Genomic DNA, 18,369 nt, shown 5'->3' with positions numbered 1-18,369 from the left:
GGTCGGTATGGTAGCAAGCGCCTGTCGGATGACGCGGAGCCGGAGACGGGGGAGATCGCCCGGCTCCGCGTCGGTCCGTGGCGGTCACGTCACTGGTTGACGAAACCGCCGTCCACCGGCAGCACCGTCCCGGTCAGGAACGGGCACCGGTCGCTGAGCAGCCACGCCGCCGCGGCCGCGATCTCCTCCGGCTCCGCCGTACGCCGCTGCGGTGTCATCGAGTGGACCGTGTCCTCGAGGCCCGGGTTGCGGCGGAACCAGTCCTCGGTGATCTCGCTGCGGGTGGTGCCCGGAGCCACGGCGTTCACCCGGATTCCCTGCCGCGCGTACTCGTCCGCGGCGGCCCGGGTCAGGCCGACCACGGCGTGCTTCGCGGCGATGTACGGCGCGGCGGCCGGGATGGCCACCAGACCGGCCACGCTGCTGTTGTTCACGACGGCGCCGCCGCCGTGCCGCAGCATGGCGGCGATCTCGGGCCGCAGGCAGTTCCAGACGCCGCGCACGTTGACGTCCATGAGGGTGTCGTAGACGTCGTCGCCCATCAGGTGCAGCGGCGTGCGGTCGCCGCCGACGCCGGCGTTGTTGAAGGCCCCGTCGAGCCGGCCGTACTCCGCCTCGGCGAAGGCCACGGCCCGCGCCGCCTCGCCGGCGTCGGTGACGTCGCACGCCACGTACGCCGCCTCGACGCCCTTGGCCCGCAGCGTCTCGGTGAGTTCGGCCAGCCGTGCGGCGCGGCGCGCGACGAGCACCACCGTGGCGCCCTCCTGGCCGAACACCCGGGCGGCGGCGGCGCCGATGCCGCTGCTCGCTCCGGTGACGAGGACGACCTTTCCGGTGAGGAGATCGCCGTTCATCGCCGCCTGCCCGTCCCGGCCGTCATCAGCTCCTTGAGGTCCCTGGCGTACTTGGCGACCAGGTCGCGGCTCAGGCTCGGGATGTCCGTGTGGCCGGCGATCGCGCCCGCCCTGACCTCCGCGCGGAAGCGGTCGGAGGGAATCACGGAGCCGGCGACCGGCTGTTCGGGCCGCTCGAAACCGTGCAGGATGGGCAGCGCCGAGTGCTGCCGCTGCGCCTCGGGCAGCGCGCGCATCGCCGCCTCGAACCGGACGTACCAGTCGGCGTGGTCCTCCACCCGCTCCACGCGGTGTCCCAGCTCGGTCAGCCAGTCGGTGATCGTGTCGAGCGAGACGCCGTCGTCGTTCGGGTTGACCAGGCTGAAGGTCCGGTAGCCGGCGGCGCCGTCCGCGCGGAGCCCGGCGCCGAGGGCGACCACGGCGGCGGCGGTGAAGTCGACGGGCAGTCCGTCGTAGTGGGCGCGGGCGGCGGATGCGGGTGCGTCGGCTGCGTCGGCGCGGTAGAAGCTGCGCGGCGCGATCCCGGTGGCGAGGACGCTGAAGAGCAGGCGGCTGAACATGTCGGGGACGTTCAGCTGCCCTCCGTACCGGCTGTGCGCGAGGATCATGTTGGAGCGGAAGGTGGTGACGGGCAGTCCGCACAGGTCGTGCGCCTCTCGCAGCAGCACCTCGCCGGCCCACTTGCTGGTGGCGTAGCCGCCGGCATAGCCGCCGTCGACGGGCTGGACGGGCATGGCGAGGCGGACGTCGGCGCTCTCGTCGAGGGCCGGCAGGTCCTGGCGGGCGGTGGCGACGGCGACGCTGGAGATGTACGTGACGGCCTTCATGCGGCGGGTGAGGGCCAGCCGGACGATTTCGGCGGTGCCGAGGACGTTGGCCTCGAACAGCTCCGTATAGGGCAGCACGTGGTTGACCAGGGCGCCCGCGTGGACGATCAGGTCGACCTCGCCGGCCAGCCGGTCCCAGGTCTCCTCGTCGAGGCCGAGCCGCGGCTGGGCCATGTCGCCCGCCAGGACCTCCAGGTGGTCCGCGGCCAACGTCTGATACGTGTCCACGAGTTCGGGGTCGCCGCTGTCGAAGGCCGCGTCCAGGCGCCGCCGGGCCGAGGCGGCGTCCTTGCCGCGCACCAGGGCGACGAGCCGGCCGCCGGCCGGGGCCAGCCGGCCCAGCCATTCGAGCGCGAGGAAGCGGCCGAGGTAGCCGCTGGCGCCGGTCAGGAGGACGGTGCGCGGCTCTCCTTCGGCGCGGGGCAGGGCCGGCGCGTCGGCGAGGAGACGCGGGTCGAGGAAGCGGTCCAGGGTGAGGTCCTTGGCGTGGACCTCGACGGCGCCTTCGCCGTGCACCGAGGCGAAGGTGGGCCGGTCGTCGGCCGCGTCGCGGCGGGCCTCGATGTAGTCGGCGAGGTGCCGCAGGTCGGAGGCGGGGCTGATGACCACGTCGACCGGCACCCGGACGCCGAAGGTCTCCTGGAGCAGGGCCGACAGCTGCACGGCGGACAGCGAGTCGCCGCCCAGGTCGCGGAAGTGCGCACCGGGCCCCGGGTCGGTGAGGGAGCCGGCGAGCAGGGCCCGCACGGCGCGCCGGACGGTCTCCAGGACCGGCCGGTCGGCGCCGGTGCGGCGGATCTCGGCGAGTTCGGCGTTCTCGCGGGCGGCGGTGTCGGCGTAGAGCTGCTCGAGGCGCTCGCCGTAGCGTTCCACCAGGCGGGGCCAGAGCAGCTTGCGGTGGTCCGAGAGCAGCCCGTTGGCCTGGCTGAAGGGCTCGGTCTCGACGAGGACGGCGCGGGGTATCTCGTACGAGTTGAGTCCGGCCTCCTTGGCCAGTTCCTGGAACGTCTCGACCAGCCGCTGCTTCAGCGCCGGCCCGTCCGGGTCGGGGCCGTGCTCCCGTAGCGCGGCGGGTGTCGGGACGACCACGGCGAGGAGGTAGGAGCGCTCGCTGTTGCCGTAGACGAAGATCTGCCGGACCAGCGGGCTGGCGGCGAAGACGGCCTCCAGGCGGGAGGTGGCGACGAACTCGCCCTGGGAGAGTTTCAGGACGTTCTTGCCGCGGTCGACGACGGCGATCCGGTCGGGTCCGAGTTCGGCGACGATGTCGCCGGTCCGGTAGTAGCCGTCCTCGTCGAAGAGCTGCGCCGACAGCTCGGGCTGCTTGTAGTAGCCGGGGATGATGGCGTCGGTCTTCAGGAGCAGTTCGCCGCGCGGGTGGGGCGAGTCGGTGCGGAAGTAGCCGAGTTCGGGCACGTCGGCGAGCTTGTAGTCGACGACCGGCGGGCGCAGCAGGACGCCGTCGACGGAGACGCCGGCGGCCTCGGTGGATCCGTAGACGTTGTGCAGCTGGATGCCGAGCAGCGACTCGACGAACGCGGTGAGTTCGGCGGAGAGCGGTGCGGAGCTGTTGCTGGCCCAGGTGACCCGGCCGCCCAGGACGCGCTCGCGGATGTCGGTCCTGACCTCCTCCTCCGCGGTCTCCCGGTCGAGGCCGGCGGCGGTGCGCCGGTCGACCTCGCTCAGGAACCGCTGGTGGAGCATCTCCGACACCCGTGGCACCAGGGACAGTTCCGTGGGCCGGGCCAGGGCGATGTCCTCGAAGAAGGTCGACAGGTCGCTGCTGGCGGTGAAGTAGCTGGTGCCGCCGCGCACCATGGTGGCCTTCAGGGACGAGTGCCCGGCGACGTGGCTCATCGGCATGTAGTGGAAGGTCGCGGCGTACGTGTCGTCGAAGAGCTTCGCCCAGGCGCCGCCCCACATCGCGCCGGCCAGCCGCTCGGTGTACATCGCGCCCTTGGGCGTGCCGGTGCTGCCGGAGGTGTAGATGAGCATCGCCAGCGGGTCCTCGCCGTCGGGCGCCTCGTACAGCGGCGCCTCCGGCAGCGCGGCCCCGCGCTCGACGATCTCCGCCAGGACGTCCACGGCGACGCCGGGCCGGGTCTCGGCGAGGCGCTCGCGCGCGGCGGCCAGGGTCTCCCGGTGGTCGTCGACCTCGGGATGGCAGTCGAAGACGACGAGCCGTCGCACCGATGCGCTGTCGCGTATCAGCTCGACGGCGGCGTCCAGCCGCTCGAGACTCGCGGCCACCAGGAACGGCTCGGTCTCCGCGACGATCGAGCGCAGCTGCGCGGGCGCGGCGCTGGTCTGCAGGGGTACGGAGACGGCGCCGAGGTGGATGCAGGCGAGGTCGAGCGTCGCGTAGTCGCGGCTGGTGAAGCCGAGCAGGGCGACCCGCTCGCCGGCCCGCAGCGGCCGGTCCGGGCTGTGGTGCCATTCGCTCGCCACCGCGCGGACGCGGTCCCACAGTTCGGCGTAGCTGGTCGTCTCGTAGCGGGGCAGCAGCCGGGCCGTGACCCGGCCCGTGTCGGTGTCGCGCGCGAATTCCTTCACGCGTTCGCCGACGGCGGGCCGGTCGGCGTACCGCCGCATGACAGATGCCACCACGTGCGCAAGTCGCATTCGGGTCTCCGCGTCGCATGATTGGCCGACTTCAAGAAAGAGGGGGACGGCGGACCGGGGACCCGCGGAGGGCGGGTCCACGCCGGTCCGGCTCGTCGCCCGATGCTAGGCACGGGTGAACGGGCCCCTTCCGGAATCCGTCGACGATCTGTCAGGTCTCTCCGGTCGGCGTCGGGCCGTGAGATCGCGCCACTGGCGGTAACCGTGAGTACGCGGGCCGTTGTTCACGTGGTAAGAAGGAGGCCGCGGCGCGCCGGGAGGTGCGTCCGCGCTTCCGCCGCGGCCGGGCGTCAGGCATCGCCGCCCCGTGTCCCGCGCGCGCTTTCCCCGCTCACCACTCCCCCACCGTCATCCGGAGTGCGATCGTCATGCAGGACCGTGCCGCAAAGACACGTCGACAGTTGATCCGGTCCGCCGCCCAGGTCTTCGACCGGGGCGGATTCGCCGGTTCGTCCATCGGGCAGATCTGCGCCCTGGCCCGCGTGAGCCAGGGCGCGCTGCACTTCCACTTCAGGAACAAGCACGCCGTCGGCGAGGCGGTCGAGTCGACCGCGGCCGAGATCCTGCGGTGTGTCGTCGGGCCGGTCCCGGTGTGGCATCCGGCGCCGCTCCAGCTGCTCGTCGACACCTCCCACGCGCTCGCGCGCCGGGTCGCCCGCGATCCGGTGCTGCGGGCCGGGTTCGGGCTCGCCCTGGACCCGGCCTGGCCGGGCGGGGCCAGTCCGTGGCAGCACTGGCGGGAGTGGGTGCGCGGCGTGCTCCGGCTCGCCCGGCGGCAGGGCACGCTGGCGTCCGGTGTCGACCTGGAGGGTGCCGTCTCGGCCATCACGGCGGTGACGGCGGGCCTCGACGGGCTGGGCCGCGGCCCGGCGCGGGCCCGGTCCGCGCCGTCGATGGCCCCGTTCTGGCGTCTGGTGCTGCCGCAGCTGGCCACGGAGGCGGTACGCGGCCGGATCGAGCCGGCGGGCAGCGCCACGGCCGTCGAGCTCGCGGCGGGCCGGGCACGGGAGGAACCGCCGCTCGGGCGCCGGCGGCTCGACGGCTGGGTGACGGACGCGTGCGCGGTGATGACCGACGGCGAGCTGTGCCGCCTGCCCAAGGTCGTGTCCGGAAAGTAGCGTCGTCTGCCCGAAGGGCAGGTCCCGCGGCGTCCGGTGCGTGCGATCGCAAGGCGGAGGAGGGAGACAATGGCGGAGCCATGGCGACCGACGACAACGCGGCATGGGGGCACCTCCCGTGCCCGAAGGGCTACGGGGGAGTGCGTGCCGGGCGTCGCGGGCCAGGCGGGACTTTCCGGACACGACCTAGGGGCAGCCGGGCGCCGTCGGCCCTGCCTTCCGGGCGGACGACGCCGCTTTCCGGACCTTGCCCCGGTGTCCCGTCGGGCTCGCCGCGCCCGGCGGCTGTTACCAGGACGTCAGCGGCTCGGCCTCGTAGGCGCGGTGGAGCAGTTCGATGAAGGCCGGCGCCTCGGGCAGGGGCGTCGGGCCGATCCGGTGGACGGCGACGCCGGGCGTCCAGGAGTTCATGACGGCCGCTCCGGCGAGGGCCGGGAGGTCGGCCGGGGTGATCTCGCGGACGTGCTGGGTGACGCCGAGGCGGTCGAGCTGCCGGCGGACGACGCCCATGGTGACGCCGTCGAGCACCGCGGCCGCGGGCCACACGACGGCGGAGCCGTCCCAGAAGGCCAGGTTCCAGATCGACGCCTCGCCGAGGCGGCCCCGGCGGTCGGTGAAGGCGACGTCGTCGTGCCCGTCTGCGGCGGCCCGCCGCAGGAACCAGGTCTTGGCCGGTTCGCCGACGTGCTTGACGGACGGCAGGAACCGCTCGTGTTCCACCACCGCGAGGGAGAGCGGGCCGGCGGGTCCGCGGGCGGGCGGCGCGGTACGGATCAGGAGTTCGGGCTCCTCGTCGGGCGCGGCCACGGTGAACTCGCCGGACGGAAGGAAGGCGGTCGCGGTCAGCGAGAGGTCGGCCGGCCCGTCGACCAGGGCCGCGCGCAGCGCCCACCGTACGCGCTCGTCGGGAAGGGCCCGTCCGACGAGTTCGAGCGAGCCGTGCCGCAGCCGGGCGAGGTGCAGATCGATGCCGCGGACCCGGCCGTCGCGCACCTGCATCGCGGTGAAGTGGGCGTATCCGGCGAAGGCGAGCGGCGCGAGGTCCGCCGCGTGGGCCTCGCGGCCGTTGCGCCGGGTCGTCGCATGGGTGTGCGTCGTGCGGGTGGTCGTCATGCCGTGCCCAACGACCGGGCTTCCGGGCGGACACCCTGGCGGGCCGTCCGGAAGCCGGCGGCCGGTCAGTGCGGCGAGGCGGCCGAGAAGGTCCGTACGCGGGAGTCGTCGGCGGTCTGCGCACCGGCGCGCGCGGCGCGCTGTTCCATTCCGTCGAGGAGGATTTCGAGCCCGACCTCGAAGTCGTGCTCGGTGGCGCGCAGCGGCGACTGCTCCGGCTTGTCGCCGCCGGGCAGCAGTTGCTGGGCGACGTGCTGGATGCACACGCCCTGGACGTACGACCACACGGCGATGGAGAAGGAACGCGCCAGGTCCGGGTCGTCGGTGAGGCCGGCGAGCGCGTCGACCATCCAGTCGAGGCAGGACGTGTCGGAGAAGTGCCGGGCGGAGCTCGACGTCACGAGCGCCCAGGGGTGCCGGGTGTACACCTCCCAGTCGAGCCGCGCGGCGAGCCGCATCGCGTCGCGCCAGTCCTGCGGGGCGGGTTCGGGATAGGGGTGCTCGTCGCAGGCCGCCTGGGTGATGGCGGTGAGCACCTCCTCCTTGTTCGCCACGTGCCGGTAGAGCGACATGACGCCCGAGTCCAGCTCGGTCGCCAGACGCCGCATCGAGAGGGCGGAGACGCCCTCGGCGTCGGCGATGCGCACCGCGGCCGCGACGATCGCACGTCGCGTCAGTCCCGGTGAACTCGCTTGCCTGCCTTGTGTCTTGATGGCCACGCGTTATTATACCCAACACCTTGCGTACGACGTACGCGTCAATTTCGCGTACGATGTACGCACCCGGTGGCATCCGACGCGCGCCAGGCATTTCGCGTACGCCGTATGCACCGTTCGGAACTTCTCGCACCTTCTCCTGAAAGGTTGCCCCCGTGACTTCCCCTGACTTAGTCGCGGAGCGTGCCGACCGACGGGCCTGGCTCGGCCTCGTCATCGTGCTCGGCCCGGTCGCGCTCGTCTCGATGGACGGCTCCGTTCTCTATCTCTCGATGCCGAGCATCACCTCCGCGATCACGCCGACCACGGACCAGGCGCTGTGGATCCTGGACATCTACGGATTCGTGGTCTCGTCCCTGCTCATCGCCTTCGGAAACCTCGGCGACCGCTACGGCAGGCTCAAGTTCCTGCTGAGCGGCGCGGTGGTCTTCGGACTCGGCTCGGCCGGCGCCGCGTTCGCGCAGAGCCCCGAAGTCCTCATCGCCTGCCGGGCGCTGATGGGACTCGGCGGCGCCACGCTCCTGCCCTCCGGCCTCGCCATCATCAGCAGCCTCTTCCACAACCCGCGCCAGCGCTCCCAGGCCATCGGCATCTTCGCGGCGACGTTCGCCGCCGGGTTCGCGGCCGGACCGGTGATCGGCGGCCTGCTCCTCAGCCGCTTCTCCTGGGGCTCGGTCTTCCTCATCAACCTGCCGGTCGTCGTGCTGTTCCTCGCCCTCGCGCCGGTGCTGCTGCGCGAGGTGCGCACCTCCAATCCCGGCCGGGTCGACGCGCTCAGCGTGGCGCTGTCCGCGGTCGGCATCCTGCTGGCCGTCTACTCGGTCAAGACGGCGGCGGCGGAGGGCTTCTCCCTCACCCAGGCCGCCGTGGGCGTCGTCGGCCTCGCGCTGCTCGTGTGGTTCGCGCGCCGGCAGCTCGGCCTGGAGCATCCGCTGCTCGACCTGCGGCTGTTCAGGGACCGCGTCTTCGCCGTGGCGATCCTGACCGGCCTGCTGACGCTGGTCGCCTGGGCCGCGGCCGGCTATCTGAGCGGCATCTACCTCCAGTCGGTGCTCGGTTACGGCGTCCTCGCCGCGGCGCTGCTCGCCCTGCCCGGCGCGGCCGTCCTGACCATCGCCTGCATCGGGGCCAGCGGCGTCGTGGACCGGGTCGGCAAGCGGGCCGCGCTGATCGCCTCCCACTTCTTCATGGGCGTCGGCCTGCTGCTCCTGCTGCTGACGACCACCGAGCACGGAGTGGCCGCGTTCATCGCCTCCACCGTCGTCGCCGGTGTCGGTTACGGCCTGTCCTTCAGCGTGGTCGCCGACACCGCCGTCGCGGCCGTCCCGGCCGAGCGGGCCGGCTCCGCCGCGTCGATCGCCGAGACCAGCAACGAACTGGGCAACGCGCTGGGCATCTCGCTGCTCGGCTCGCTGGCGGCGCTGTGCTTCCGGCTGACCGGCCCCGATGTCGCGGGCACGCTCGACGAGACGCTGGACACGCCCGGCCTGTCCGCCCGGATCGTGGCGGAGGCCGAGGACGCCTTCCTCACCGGTCTGCACGTCGCGATCGGTGCGGCGAGCCTGCTCTGCCTGGCCCTCGGCGTCCTCGCGCTGCGCTGGGTGCCGAAGGAGGAGCGGGGCGCCGAGCAGGAGCCCGAGACGGTGGCGGCCGCGCACTGAGGCGCATCCCGGTCCTCCGTACGCGCACGTCCGGTCCCGCGGGCCGGCCCCTGGTGACAGGGGCCGGCCCGCGGGACCGTGTCGTGCGCGCGAGCGCGTACGCGTACGCGCCGGAGGTCAGCAGCTGGTGCGGAAGTCGACGCGGAAGGCGCGCCGTCCCTCCTGTGTGCCGGTGACCCGTACGCATCCGGGCTCGGGCAGCGGCTCGGCCGTGATCCAGCACGGCCGGTCGAAGTCGACGTACCTCCAATAGGCCGCCTCCACGGTGGCGGGCGCGAGGCGGCCCGGAAAGCGCAGGGCGCGCGCCGCCTGGTCGGCCGCCTCGAGGAGGGCGAGGCCGGGCACGTGGTCGACGGGATGGTCGAAGAGCAGGTGATTGTCCGGGTCGTTGCGCAGCAGCCAGCGGTGCGGCCGGCCCCCGGCGGCGAGGGCCACGTCGACCGGGCGCGCGCGGCCGACCAGCCGCGGGTCGACGGGCGGCGGGACCGGCCAGTCCGCCCAGGCGCCGGTCCGCCGGGAGCCGCGCAGCCGCTCGTAGACCCGGTCGGGTATCCAGCTGAACTCGCTCTCGGCCCGGGCCAGGGTGCGCCCCTCGCGTCCCTCGCCCAGCACGCGGAACGACATCCGCAGGGCGCGTCCGGTGCGCCGCGCGCCGCCGCCCTCCGCCACGCCGACGTGGACGACCGGCTCGAACGTGCGGCCGCGGGGCACCCGCAGCCCCGGGTCGATGGTGAAGGCGAGGGTGCTCAGCATCGTCTGATGGGTCAGCGGTACGCCGAACGCGCCGTGCGCGACGACGAGTCCGGTCTGTCGGACGGTCTGCGCCAGGACGCGCGGATCATACGGTAAGTCCTCCTGCGGCGCGGGCCATCGGACGCGCAGGACGAAGTCCCGGCCGGAAAGCGGCTCCCAGTCGGTGACGAGGAGGTGCTCCGCGCGCCGCAGATGGGCGTAGGCGCCGAGCAGGCCCGGCGAAGGCGCCGCGGCCGGGCGCGGGGCCAGAGTGGTGTCGTACAACGTTCCCCCCTGAGTCGGATCGGTCGGTCTCGCTCAGTGCAGCATTGAAGTACGGGACGTGCGTTCGGTTTTCCCCACGGGTAAATGTACGCCCAAGCACAGGTAAAGGGGCCAGGTTCCTGGATCCCGGCTCGGGGCGGACGATGGCGCAAATGTGCGGTTGTCGTACGCACACGCCGTATAAAGAAACAGGACGATAGCCCTCTTTCACCCCTCCTCCCAACAGGACTACCGTCCGGTAACTTGACACTCTCGACCCGTTGGTGATGGCCCGCCTCCCGTACAGCCCCTTACTCTCGGGCGAACAGTCGTTAGGAGATGCATGCTCAGCCTCGACCCGCGTCCCCCGGTCGCCTTACGAGGGACACACCCCGCCGCCTCCCGGTCCAGCTCCCACGACGCCGTGCTCACCGAGATCTCCTCGATCCTCTTCACCTCCCTCTCCCGGGCCGACCAGAGCAGAAAGGCCGTGCAGTACCTACGCGGTCTGCTGGAGACACCGGGACGCAAGTCCATCCGCAACATCGCCGCGCTGCTCGGCGAGCAGGTCTCGGAGCAGAACCTCCACCACTTCATCTCGGCCTCCACCTGGGACTGGGTCCCCATGCGCCGGGCACTCGCCGGCCACTGGATCGACGCCCGGCCGCCCCGGGCGTGGGTGGTGCAGCCGGTCATCATCCCCAAAACAGGACGGCATTCGGTCGGCGTGGACCGGCACTTCTTCCCCACGCTCGGTCAGGTCCTGAACGCCCAGCGCGCCATCGGCGTGTGGGCCGCCTCCGACACCACCAGCACACCCGTCAACTGGCGCCTCCACCTGCCGCAGGCCTGGCTCACGGACGACCTGCGGCGCAGCCAGGTCGCCATCCCGGACGGCGCGCCGCTGGAGACGCTCAGCGAGAGCGTGGTGGAGGCCTGTCTGGAAGCGGTCCACCGCTGGCGGCTGCCCGTGCGGCCGTTCGTGCTGGACTCCTGCGAGGTGCACGCCGTCCCCATCTTCGAGAAGCTGCACGCCGCCGGCATGCCCCTGCTCGTGAGCGTCTGCGAGGACCAGCCGCTGACCGTCGCGGACCCGGCCGTGCCCGCCGCGGGACGCGGGCCGCTGACCGCCGAACAGATCATGGTCACGGCCGCGGACCTCCGCCGCCCGGTCCTGACCGGCCCGCGAACCCACTGGGCGGCGACGGTACGGGTCACCGGCCCGTCGCTGTCCGGACCATGGGCCTCCGGCGGGCCGGGCGCCGGGCAGAGCTCCGGGCCGGGCGCCGGGCACGGTTTCGGACCGGGCTCCGGGCAGGCCTCCGGGCAGGGCGAGGTGCTGCTGCTCGGCGTGGGCGAGGAGGGCGGGCGCTGGCCGGCCAAACTCTGGCTGACGAACCTCACCGGCGCCTCGCCCGCCTCCCTGGTCCGCCTGAGCAAGCTGTCCGAGCGGGTCGACCAGGACTTCACCACCATCGCCGACCGGGTGGGCATCAGGGACTTCTCCGGTCGCTCCTTCGGCGGCTGGCACCGTCACATCACGCTGGCCTCCGCCGCCCACGCGGTCGTCGCCCTCGCCGGCAGCTGAGACCGGCCCGCGCCGGGACCGGCGGGCGGACGGCAATTCCGCCGTCCGCCCGCCGGTCCGTCCGCATGCGCGGAAAAGAGCGGGAAAATGCGCGCCTCGCGGAGCGCTGTGCAACAACTCCTGCGTATCCGAACGGACTTGACATAAGCCGGACCACTTGACGGATCGCACGTCACCTGACGGATACCCCACGCCTTCTTGGTGGCGCCCGGGATTCCGTCGGACGATCTACTGCGTCGCGGAGAACCGAACCCGCCTGACGCCCTCCGCGCCCTTCTCCGCTCTCCCTTCCTCCCCCTCTCTTGCCTTCTTCGGGCACGCGCCTCGCCGTGCCCGATCGCGATTGGAGAATCCAGTGGACGCCGCCCTGCTCGACATTCGATATGAACAGGCGTTGCAGCAGCCTCCTTGGGAGGACGAGGACCAGGTGCTGCGCGTACGCAAGGAACTCGCCGCCCTGCCGGCGCTCGTCCACGACGCCGACGTGCAGTCCCTCAGGACCGTGCTGGCGCGGGTCGCCGCGGGCGAGGCGTACGTGGTGCAGGCGGGCGACTGCGCCGAGGACACCGCCGAGTGCACGCCGGGCCACATCGCCCGCAAGGCGGGCCTGTTGAACGTCCTGGCCGGCCGTCTGGAGATGGACACCTGCCGTCCGGTGGTACGCGTCGGCCGGCTGGCCGGCCAGTTCGGCAAGCCCCGCTCCCGCCCCACCGAGCGGGTCGGCGACCTCGAACTCCCGGTCTTCCGCGGCCACATGGTCAACAGCCCGGAGCCCGATCCCGAGCTGCGGCGACCCGATCCGGGGCGGCTGCTCACCGGCTACCGCGCGGCCCGGTCCGCGATGGGCCACCTCGGCTGGCTCGACACCGCGTCCCGGCCGCGGATCGGCGCGCCCGTCTGGACCAGCCACGAGGCGCTGCTGCTCGACTACGAGGTGCCGATGCTGCGCCGCCGCCCGGACGGCCGGCTGCTGCTCACCTCCACCCACTGGCCGTGGATCGGCGAACGGACCCGGCAGCTCGACGGCGCCCATGTCGCCCTGCTCACCGACGTCGTCAACCCGGTGGCCTGCAAGGTCGGTCCCGGCATGACCGCCGACGAGCTCCTGGCCCTGTGCGAACGCCTCGATCCGGCCCGGGAGCCGGGCCGGCTCACCCTCATCGCCCGGATGGGCGCAGGGACCGTCGCCGAGCGTCTTCCGTCGCTGGTGGCGGCGGTACGCGAGGCCGGTCATCCCGTGATCTGGCTGACCGACCCGATGCACGGCAACACCGTCAGCACGCCGTCGGGCCTCAAGTCCCGCTTCCTGGAGACGATCACGCGCGAGGTCGACGAGTTCCAGCACGCCGTCGCCGCCGCGGGCGGTGTCGCCGGCGGACTCCACCTGGAGACCACGCCCGACGACGTCACCGAGTGCGTCCGCGACGCCTCCGAGGTCGATCTCGTCGGCACCCGCTACACGAGCTGCTGCGACCCGCGGCTCAATCCCGGCCAGGCGCTGTCCGTGGTCTCGGCCTGGTGGACCACCGGCCGCTCGGTACAGCCGGCCGCCGCCTAGCCGCCCGGCCGCCCGGCCGCCTGGCCGCCTGGCCGACTGGCCGCCGGCCCTCGTTCCTCTCGCCCTTCCGGCCTTACTGCCCCTCGCACCTGTCGCCCAAGGAGAGCACCCTCATGGCGGGCATACCCCCCATCGAGCCGTATCCGCTGCCGTCGGCGGACGACCTGCCCGACAACACCGCCCGGTGGACCGCCGATCCGGACCGGGCCGCGCTGCTCGTGCACGACATGCAGCGCTACTTCCTGCGCCCGTTCCCCGCGGCGCTGCGCGACCCGCTCGTACGCAACGCCACCCTGCTGCGCGAGCGGGCCGTGGCCTCCGGCATGCCCGTCGCGTACACGGCGCAGCCCGGCGGGATGACCGACGAACAGCGCGGCCTGCTGAAGGACTTCTGGGGCCCCGGCATGCGCGTCGATCCCGCCGACCGCGAGGTCGTCGAACCGCTGGCGCCCGGGCCCGGCGACCGGGTGTTCACCAAGTGGCGCTACAGCGCGTTCTTCCGCTCCGGGCTCCTGGAGTGGCTGCGCGAACAGGGCCGCGACCAGCTGATCGTGTGCGGTGTGTACGCCCATGTCGGCGTCCTGATGAGCACGGTCGACGCCTACACCCACGACATCCGGCCGTTCCTCGTCGCCGACGCGGTGGCCGACTTCTCGGCCGCCGACCACCGGCTCGCCGTCGAGTACGCGGCCCGGCGCTGCGCCGTCGTCACCACCACGGGCACCGTCCTCGGCCAGCTGGCGGCCGCCGCCCCGCCGGCCGGTGCCACCACCGGAACGACCGCCGGACCGACCGCCGGGACCACCGCCGGAGCCGCCGCATGAGCGCGCCCGTCGACCTCCTCGCCCGCGTGCTCGCCCCGCACCCGCCCGCCTTCGCGCTGCTCCACCGCCCCGAGAGCGGCGGCGCGGACACCGTGGACCTCGTGCTGGGCCCGGTCTCCACCCCGGCGACCCTGGCCGACCTGCCCCGCCCGGACGCCCCCGGGCCCGGCGCCCGGCACGAGGTCCTCGCGGTCGTCCCGTACCGGCAGATCACCGAACGCGGCTTCGCCGCGCCGGACGACGGCGCACCGCTGATCGCGATGACCGTCACCGACCAGGCCGAGGTCCCGCTCGACGAGCTCCTGCGGCGGCTCCCGGACCTGCCCATCGACCTCACCGACGGTCGCTTCGACGTGGACGACGCCCGCTACGCCGACACCGTCCGCCGGGTGATCGCCGACGAGATCGGGACGGGCGAGGGCGCGAACTTCGTCGTCAAGCGGACCTTCGTCGCCGACGTCAGCGGCTGGACGCCGCGGCACGCGCTGTCGCTGTTCGGCCGGCTGCTGCGCGGCGAGTCGGGCGCGTACTGGACCTTCGTCGTCCACACCGGCGACCGCACCTTCGTGGGCGCGACGCCCGAGCGGCACGTCAGCGTGTCCGACGGCACCGCCGTGATGAACCCGATCAGCGGCACCTACCGCTATCCGTCCGCCGGCCCCACCCTGCCCGGCGTGCTCGACTTCCTCGCCGACCGCAAGGAAGCGGACGAGCTGTACATGGTCGTCGACGAAGAGCTGAAGATGATGGCCCGGATCTGCGAGTCGGGCGGCCGGGTGGTGGGCCCCGGCCTGAAGGAGATGGGCCGGCTCGCGCACACCGAGTACTTCATCGAGGGCCGCACCGGCCGTGACCCGCGGGAGATCCTGAGCGCGTCGTTGTTCGCGCCGACGGTCACCGGCAGTCCGCTGGAGAGCGCCTGCCGGGTCATCAGCCGCTACGAGCCGGAGGGCCGCGGCTACTACAGCGGCGTGGTGGCCCTCATCGGCCGCGACGAGCGGGGCGGTCACGCGCTCGACTCCGCCATCCTGATCCGTACCGCCGACATCGACCGCTCCGGACGGGTCCGGATCGGCGTGGGCGCCACGCTCGTCCGCCACTCCGACCCGGAGTCCGAGGTCGCCGAGACGCGCGCCAAGGCGGCCGGGCTCCTCGCGGCGTTCCAGGCGGACGGCCCGACGGCCGGCGGCCCGGCGCCCGCCGCGCGCTTCGGCGCACACCCGGAGGTGCGGGCGGCGCTGGAGCGGCGCAACGCCACGCTGGGCCGGTTCTGGCTCGCCGGCGACGGCGACGGCGGTGCGGGCAGCCCGGGTGGGCGGGGTGGAGCGGGCAGCCCGGGTCGGCCGGGCGCGACGGACGGGACCGGCGGGCTCGGCGGGCCGGGCGGGGCCGGGCCCGTCCTCGCGGGCCGCCGCGTGCTCGTCGTGGACGCCGAGGACACCTTCACCTCGATGATCGACCACCAGCTCCGCTCCCTCGGACTCGCCGTGACGGTGCGGCGCTTCGACGAGCCGTACGCCTTCGACGGCCACGACCTCGTCGTCATGGGGCCGGGGCCCGGCGATCCACGCGACGACGCCCATCCGAAGATCGCCCATCTGGCCTCGGCGGTCGACGCCCTGCTCGCCGGGCGGCGGCCCTTCCTCGCGGTCTGCCTCAGCCACCAGGTGCTCAGCCGGCGGCTTGGACTGCCGCTCGTCCGCCGTCCGGTGCCGAACCAGGGCGTGCAGCGGGAGATCGACTTCTTCGGCGCTCCCGAGCGGGTCGGTTTCTACAACACGTTCGCCGCGCGTGCCGCCGAGGACAAAGCCGACGTCGAGGGCGTGGGTCCGGTGGAGGTCTGCCGCGATCCGCTGACCGGTGAGGTGCACGCGCTGCGCGGACCGCACTTCGCGTCGATGCAGTTCCACGCCGAGTCGGTGCTCACCGAGAACGGGGTACGTCTCGTCGCCGGCCTGATGACCGACGTCCTGGCCGCACGGCCGTGACGGCGCCCGGCGTGCCCGCGCGGGTCGCCCGCGTCCCGGGATCCAAGAGCCTGACCAACCGCGCCCTGCTCCTGGCCGCGGCGGCGACCGGCACCTCCACCCTCACGGCGCCGCTGGTCAGCGACGACACCCTGGCCTTCCGTACGGCCCTCACCGACCTCGGTGTGCGGGTCTCGGCGGCTGCGGACGACGCGTACTGGACGGTCACCGGCGCCGGTGGCGGGCCCACCGGCGGCGGCCGGATCTGGTGCGCCGACGCCGGAACGGCGGCCCGGTTCCTGCCGCCGTTCGCCGCGACGGGCCGCGGCACCTTCCGCTTCGACGGTTCCGCGCAGTTACGGGCACGCCCGCTGCGGCCGCTGGTGGACTCGCTCGCCCGGCTCGGCGCGACGGTGCGCACGGCGGGCGGGACGGACTCGCTGCCGCTGGAGGTGACCGCGGTCGGTCTGGCGGGCGGCGAGCCGGCCCTCGACGGCTCGCTCAGCAGCCAGTACCTGAGCGGTCTGCTCATGGCGGCGCCGCTGATGCGGGCGCCGCTGGTGCTGCGGCCGCGGGGCGTGGTCAGCCGCCCGTACGTCGACATGACGCTGGCGCTGATGCGGCGCTTCGGCGCGGACCTGGAGGAGTCCGCCGAGCGGATCACGGTCCGGCCCGGCGGCTACCGCGCCGTCGACCTGGCCGTGGAGCCGGACGCCTCCACCGCTTCGTACTTCTTCGCCGCGGCCGCCGTCACCGGGTGCGCGGTCACCGTGCCGGGGCTCGGGTCGGGCAGTCTCCAGGGCGATCTGCGCTTCGTGGACGTACTGGCCCGGGCGGGTGCGCGGGTGACCGTGACGCAGGAGGCCACGACGGTGACCGGCGGCGGGCGGCTGCGCGGCGGCTTCGACGTCGACATGGGCGAGATCTCCGACACCTTCATGACGCTGGCCGCGATCGCGCCGCTCGCGGACGCGCCGGTGACCGTGCACGGCATCGGCCACGCGCGGCTGAAGGAGTCGGACCGGATCGCCGCCGTGGCGACGAATCTGCGGGCCTGCGGGATACGGGTCGAGGAGGGCCGCGACCGGCTCACCGTCCACCCCGGCCGGCCGGTCCCGGCCCGGATCGCCTGCCGCCGCGACCACCGGATCGCCATGTCCTTCTCGGTCCTGGCGCTCGGCGCCGGCGTCCGGCTCGACCTCGACGACCCGTCCTGCGTCGCCAAGACCTTCCCGGGCTTCCACACCGAACTGTCCAGACTGTTCCCCGGCGAGGAACGCCCCCGGTCACGATGACGTGACCAGGTCCCGCCGGCCGCCGGAGGACCGCCTGGCCGCCAAGAGGACCTGTCCCGGGCGGACCGGCACGGCGTCCGGCGACCGACCCGGACGGGACCGGCGCCCGCCCCGCGGCCGGCCGGGGCGGGCGGTCACCGGGCCGGATACGGCCTCGAGCCAGCCGGGGCCGTATCCCCCGGCCGCCCCGCGTCGTGTCAGGCGACCGTGAGGACGATCTTGCCGGTGGTGCGGCCCTGCTCGCCGAGGGTGTGGGCCTTCGGAGCCTCGGACAGCGGCAGGACCGTGTCGACGACCGGGGTGAGCGCGCCCCGCTCCACCAGTGCGGCGATCTCGCGCAGGCCCAGGTGGTCGGGCTCGACCAGGACCCAGCTCGCGTGCACTCCGGCCGGCGTGGTGGCCGGGACGTCGTCCGGGCCCGGGAGCGTGACGAGCCTGCCGCCGGGGCGGAGGACCTTCAGGGAGCGCTCGGCCGTCTCGCCGCCGAGGCCGTCGAGGACGACGTCGACGTCGGACACGACGTCCTCGAAGCGGTGCTCGCGGTAGTCGACCACCTCGTCCGCGCCGAGCCGCCGTACGAGGTCGTGCTTGGCGGCGCTGGCGGTGCCGATGACGTGGGCGCCGCGGGCCTTGGCGATCTGGACGGCGAAGTGGCCGACGCCGCCGGCTGCGGCGTGCACGAGCACCCGCTCGCCGGGCCGGACGTCCGCCGCGTCGACCAGGGCCTGCCAGGCGGTCAGCGCGGCGAGCGGCAGGGCCGCGGCCTCGACGTGGGTCAGGGACGCCGGCTTGGGAGCGAGGTGCCGGGCCGGGGCCACCACGTACTCGGCGTAGCCGCCCGCCTGGCGCGGGAAGAGCGGCATGCCGAAGACCTCGTCGCCCGGCCGGAAGATCCCGACTCCGGGGCCGACGGCCTCCACGGTGCCGGACACGTCCCAGCCGACGACCGGCACGTCGCCCCACGCGACGAGGGCGCCGCTGGCGCGGGTCTTCCAGTCCACCGGGTTCACTCCGGCCGCGTGCACCCGCACCAGGACCTCGTTCAGGCCCGGCTCCGGCCGCTCGACCTCGCGCTCGACCAGGTTCTCGGGTCCGCCCCACTGCTCCACGACCATCGCGCGCATGCTGTCCGCCTCGTTTCCTTCTCGTATCGGCCCGCCGCCGGTCCGTCCGGCGGCGACGTCCACCACGATGCGGTACGGCGGCGCCGTACGGTGTTGGCTGTTCCGC

The 18,369-nt window shown here is 73.6% G+C and carries 13 protein-coding genes; 7 read left to right on the top strand and 6 right to left on the bottom strand.

Features of this window, described 5'->3' with window-relative positions; all coding sequences use genetic code 11:
* Positions 1 to 89: 89 nt before the first annotated feature.
* Positions 90 to 854: an SDR family oxidoreductase gene (locus ACIGO8_RS11080; RefSeq protein ID WP_399727333.1), complete on the bottom strand. Its 765-nt coding sequence runs from the start codon at positions 852 to 854 to the stop codon at positions 90 to 92.
* A complete protein-coding gene (gene car / locus ACIGO8_RS11075) occupies positions 851 to 4,303 on the bottom strand; it encodes a carboxylic acid reductase (RefSeq protein ID WP_399727330.1) in 3,453 nt (1,150 codons plus the stop codon). Before car ends, ACIGO8_RS11080 begins: the two co-directional genes overlap by 4 nt.
* Positions 4,304 to 4,671: 368 nt before the next feature.
* Here car and ACIGO8_RS11070 point away from each other — a divergent pair, with 368 nt between their 5' ends.
* The gene (locus tag ACIGO8_RS11070; protein WP_399727326.1) at positions 4,672 to 5,421 is read left to right on the top strand and encodes a ScbR family autoregulator-binding transcription factor; all 750 of its coding nucleotides are present in this window, start codon (positions 4,672 to 4,674) and stop codon (positions 5,419 to 5,421) included.
* 288 nt (positions 5,422 to 5,709) lie between these two features.
* Here the strand turns inward: ACIGO8_RS11070 and ACIGO8_RS11065 are convergent, their stop codons facing one another.
* Both ACIGO8_RS11065 and ACIGO8_RS11060 read right to left on the bottom strand, forming a co-directional pair.
* The gene (locus tag ACIGO8_RS11065) at positions 5,710 to 6,534 is read right to left on the bottom strand and encodes an aminotransferase class IV family protein (RefSeq protein WP_399727323.1); all 825 of its coding nucleotides are present in this window, start codon (positions 6,532 to 6,534) and stop codon (positions 5,710 to 5,712) included.
* 65 nt (positions 6,535 to 6,599) lie between these two features.
* Positions 6,600 to 7,253 carry a TetR/AcrR family transcriptional regulator gene (locus tag ACIGO8_RS11060; RefSeq protein WP_399727320.1) on the bottom strand — a complete coding sequence of 218 codons (654 nt, stop codon included), beginning with the start codon at positions 7,251 to 7,253 and terminating at the stop codon, positions 6,600 to 6,602.
* A 242-nt stretch (positions 7,254 to 7,495) separates the two neighbouring features.
* On the opposite strand from ACIGO8_RS11060, the gene ACIGO8_RS11055 reads away from it, so the two are divergent.
* Complete coding sequence (locus ACIGO8_RS11055; RefSeq protein WP_399728508.1) at positions 7,496 to 8,911, top strand: MFS transporter; 1,416 nt, start codon at positions 7,496 to 7,498, stop codon at positions 8,909 to 8,911.
* A 117-nt stretch (positions 8,912 to 9,028) separates the two neighbouring features.
* On the opposite strand, the gene ACIGO8_RS11050 is transcribed toward ACIGO8_RS11055, so the two are convergent.
* Positions 9,029 to 9,928 (bottom strand): ScbA/BarX family gamma-butyrolactone biosynthesis protein, encoded by a 900-nt coding sequence (locus tag ACIGO8_RS11050; protein WP_399727317.1) that lies wholly within the window; start codon positions 9,926 to 9,928, stop codon positions 9,029 to 9,031.
* A gap of 403 nt (positions 9,929 to 10,331) precedes the next feature.
* Between ACIGO8_RS11050 and ACIGO8_RS11045 the strand changes: the two genes are divergently transcribed.
* From ACIGO8_RS11045 to aroA, 5 genes are all read left to right on the top strand, one after another.
* Complete coding sequence (locus ACIGO8_RS11045) at positions 10,332 to 11,495, top strand: IS701 family transposase (protein WP_399727314.1); 1,164 nt, start codon at positions 10,332 to 10,334, stop codon at positions 11,493 to 11,495.
* 355 nt (positions 11,496 to 11,850) lie between these two features.
* A complete protein-coding gene (locus tag ACIGO8_RS11040; RefSeq protein ID WP_399727311.1) occupies positions 11,851 to 13,053 on the top strand; it encodes a 3-deoxy-7-phosphoheptulonate synthase in 1,203 nt (400 codons plus the stop codon).
* Between the two features lie 113 nt (positions 13,054 to 13,166).
* Complete coding sequence (locus ACIGO8_RS11035; RefSeq protein WP_399727308.1) at positions 13,167 to 13,877, top strand: isochorismatase family protein; 711 nt, start codon at positions 13,167 to 13,169, stop codon at positions 13,875 to 13,877.
* Positions 13,874 to 15,865, top strand: coding sequence for an anthranilate synthase family protein (locus tag ACIGO8_RS11030; protein ID WP_399727305.1), 1,992 nt, complete (start codon positions 13,874 to 13,876; stop codon positions 15,863 to 15,865). Before ACIGO8_RS11035 ends, ACIGO8_RS11030 begins: the two co-directional genes overlap by 4 nt.
* 11 nt (positions 15,866 to 15,876) lie before the next feature.
* Positions 15,877 to 17,139: a 3-phosphoshikimate 1-carboxyvinyltransferase gene (aroA, locus tag ACIGO8_RS11025; RefSeq protein ID WP_399727302.1), complete on the top strand. Its 1,263-nt coding sequence runs from the start codon at positions 15,877 to 15,879 to the stop codon at positions 17,137 to 17,139.
* Positions 17,140 to 17,336: 197 nt separating this feature from the next.
* On the opposite strand, the gene ACIGO8_RS11020 is transcribed toward aroA, so the two are convergent.
* Entirely contained in the window at positions 17,337 to 18,263 is a 927-nt protein-coding gene (locus tag ACIGO8_RS11020) for an NADP-dependent oxidoreductase (protein ID WP_399727299.1), read from the bottom strand.
* Positions 18,264 to 18,369 lie beyond the last annotated feature (106 nt).

The sequence above is a fragment of the Streptomyces sp. NPDC053493 genome (assembly GCF_044544825.1).
GTDB lineage: Bacteria > Actinomycetota > Actinomycetes > Streptomycetales > Streptomycetaceae > Streptomyces.
Note: the sequence above shows the minus strand (reverse complement) of the source record. Positions and strands in the feature narration are given on the sequence as shown.

Excerpts from the sequence above, each read along its gene's own strand:
- ACIGO8_RS11080 (WP_399727333.1), bottom strand. The coding sequence starts at position 854 with ATGAACGGCGATCTCCTCACCGGAAAGGTCGTCCTCGTCACCGGAGCG.
- car (WP_399727330.1), bottom strand. The coding sequence starts at position 4,303 with ATGCGACTTGCGCACGTGGTGGCATCTGTCATGCGGCGGTACGCCGAC.
- ACIGO8_RS11070 (WP_399727326.1), top strand. The coding sequence starts at position 4,672 with ATGCAGGACCGTGCCGCAAAGACACGTCGACAGTTGATCCGGTCCGCC.
- ACIGO8_RS11065 (WP_399727323.1), bottom strand. The coding sequence starts at position 6,534 with ATGACGACCACCCGCACGACGCACACCCATGCGACGACCCGGCGCAAC.
- ACIGO8_RS11055 (WP_399728508.1), top strand. The coding sequence starts at position 7,496 with ATGGACGGCTCCGTTCTCTATCTCTCGATGCCGAGCATCACCTCCGCG.
- ACIGO8_RS11035 (WP_399727308.1), top strand. The coding sequence starts at position 13,167 with ATGGCGGGCATACCCCCCATCGAGCCGTATCCGCTGCCGTCGGCGGAC.
- ACIGO8_RS11030 (WP_399727305.1), top strand. The coding sequence starts at position 13,874 with ATGAGCGCGCCCGTCGACCTCCTCGCCCGCGTGCTCGCCCCGCACCCG.
- ACIGO8_RS11020 (WP_399727299.1), bottom strand. The coding sequence starts at position 18,263 with ATGCGCGCGATGGTCGTGGAGCAGTGGGGCGGACCCGAGAACCTGGTC.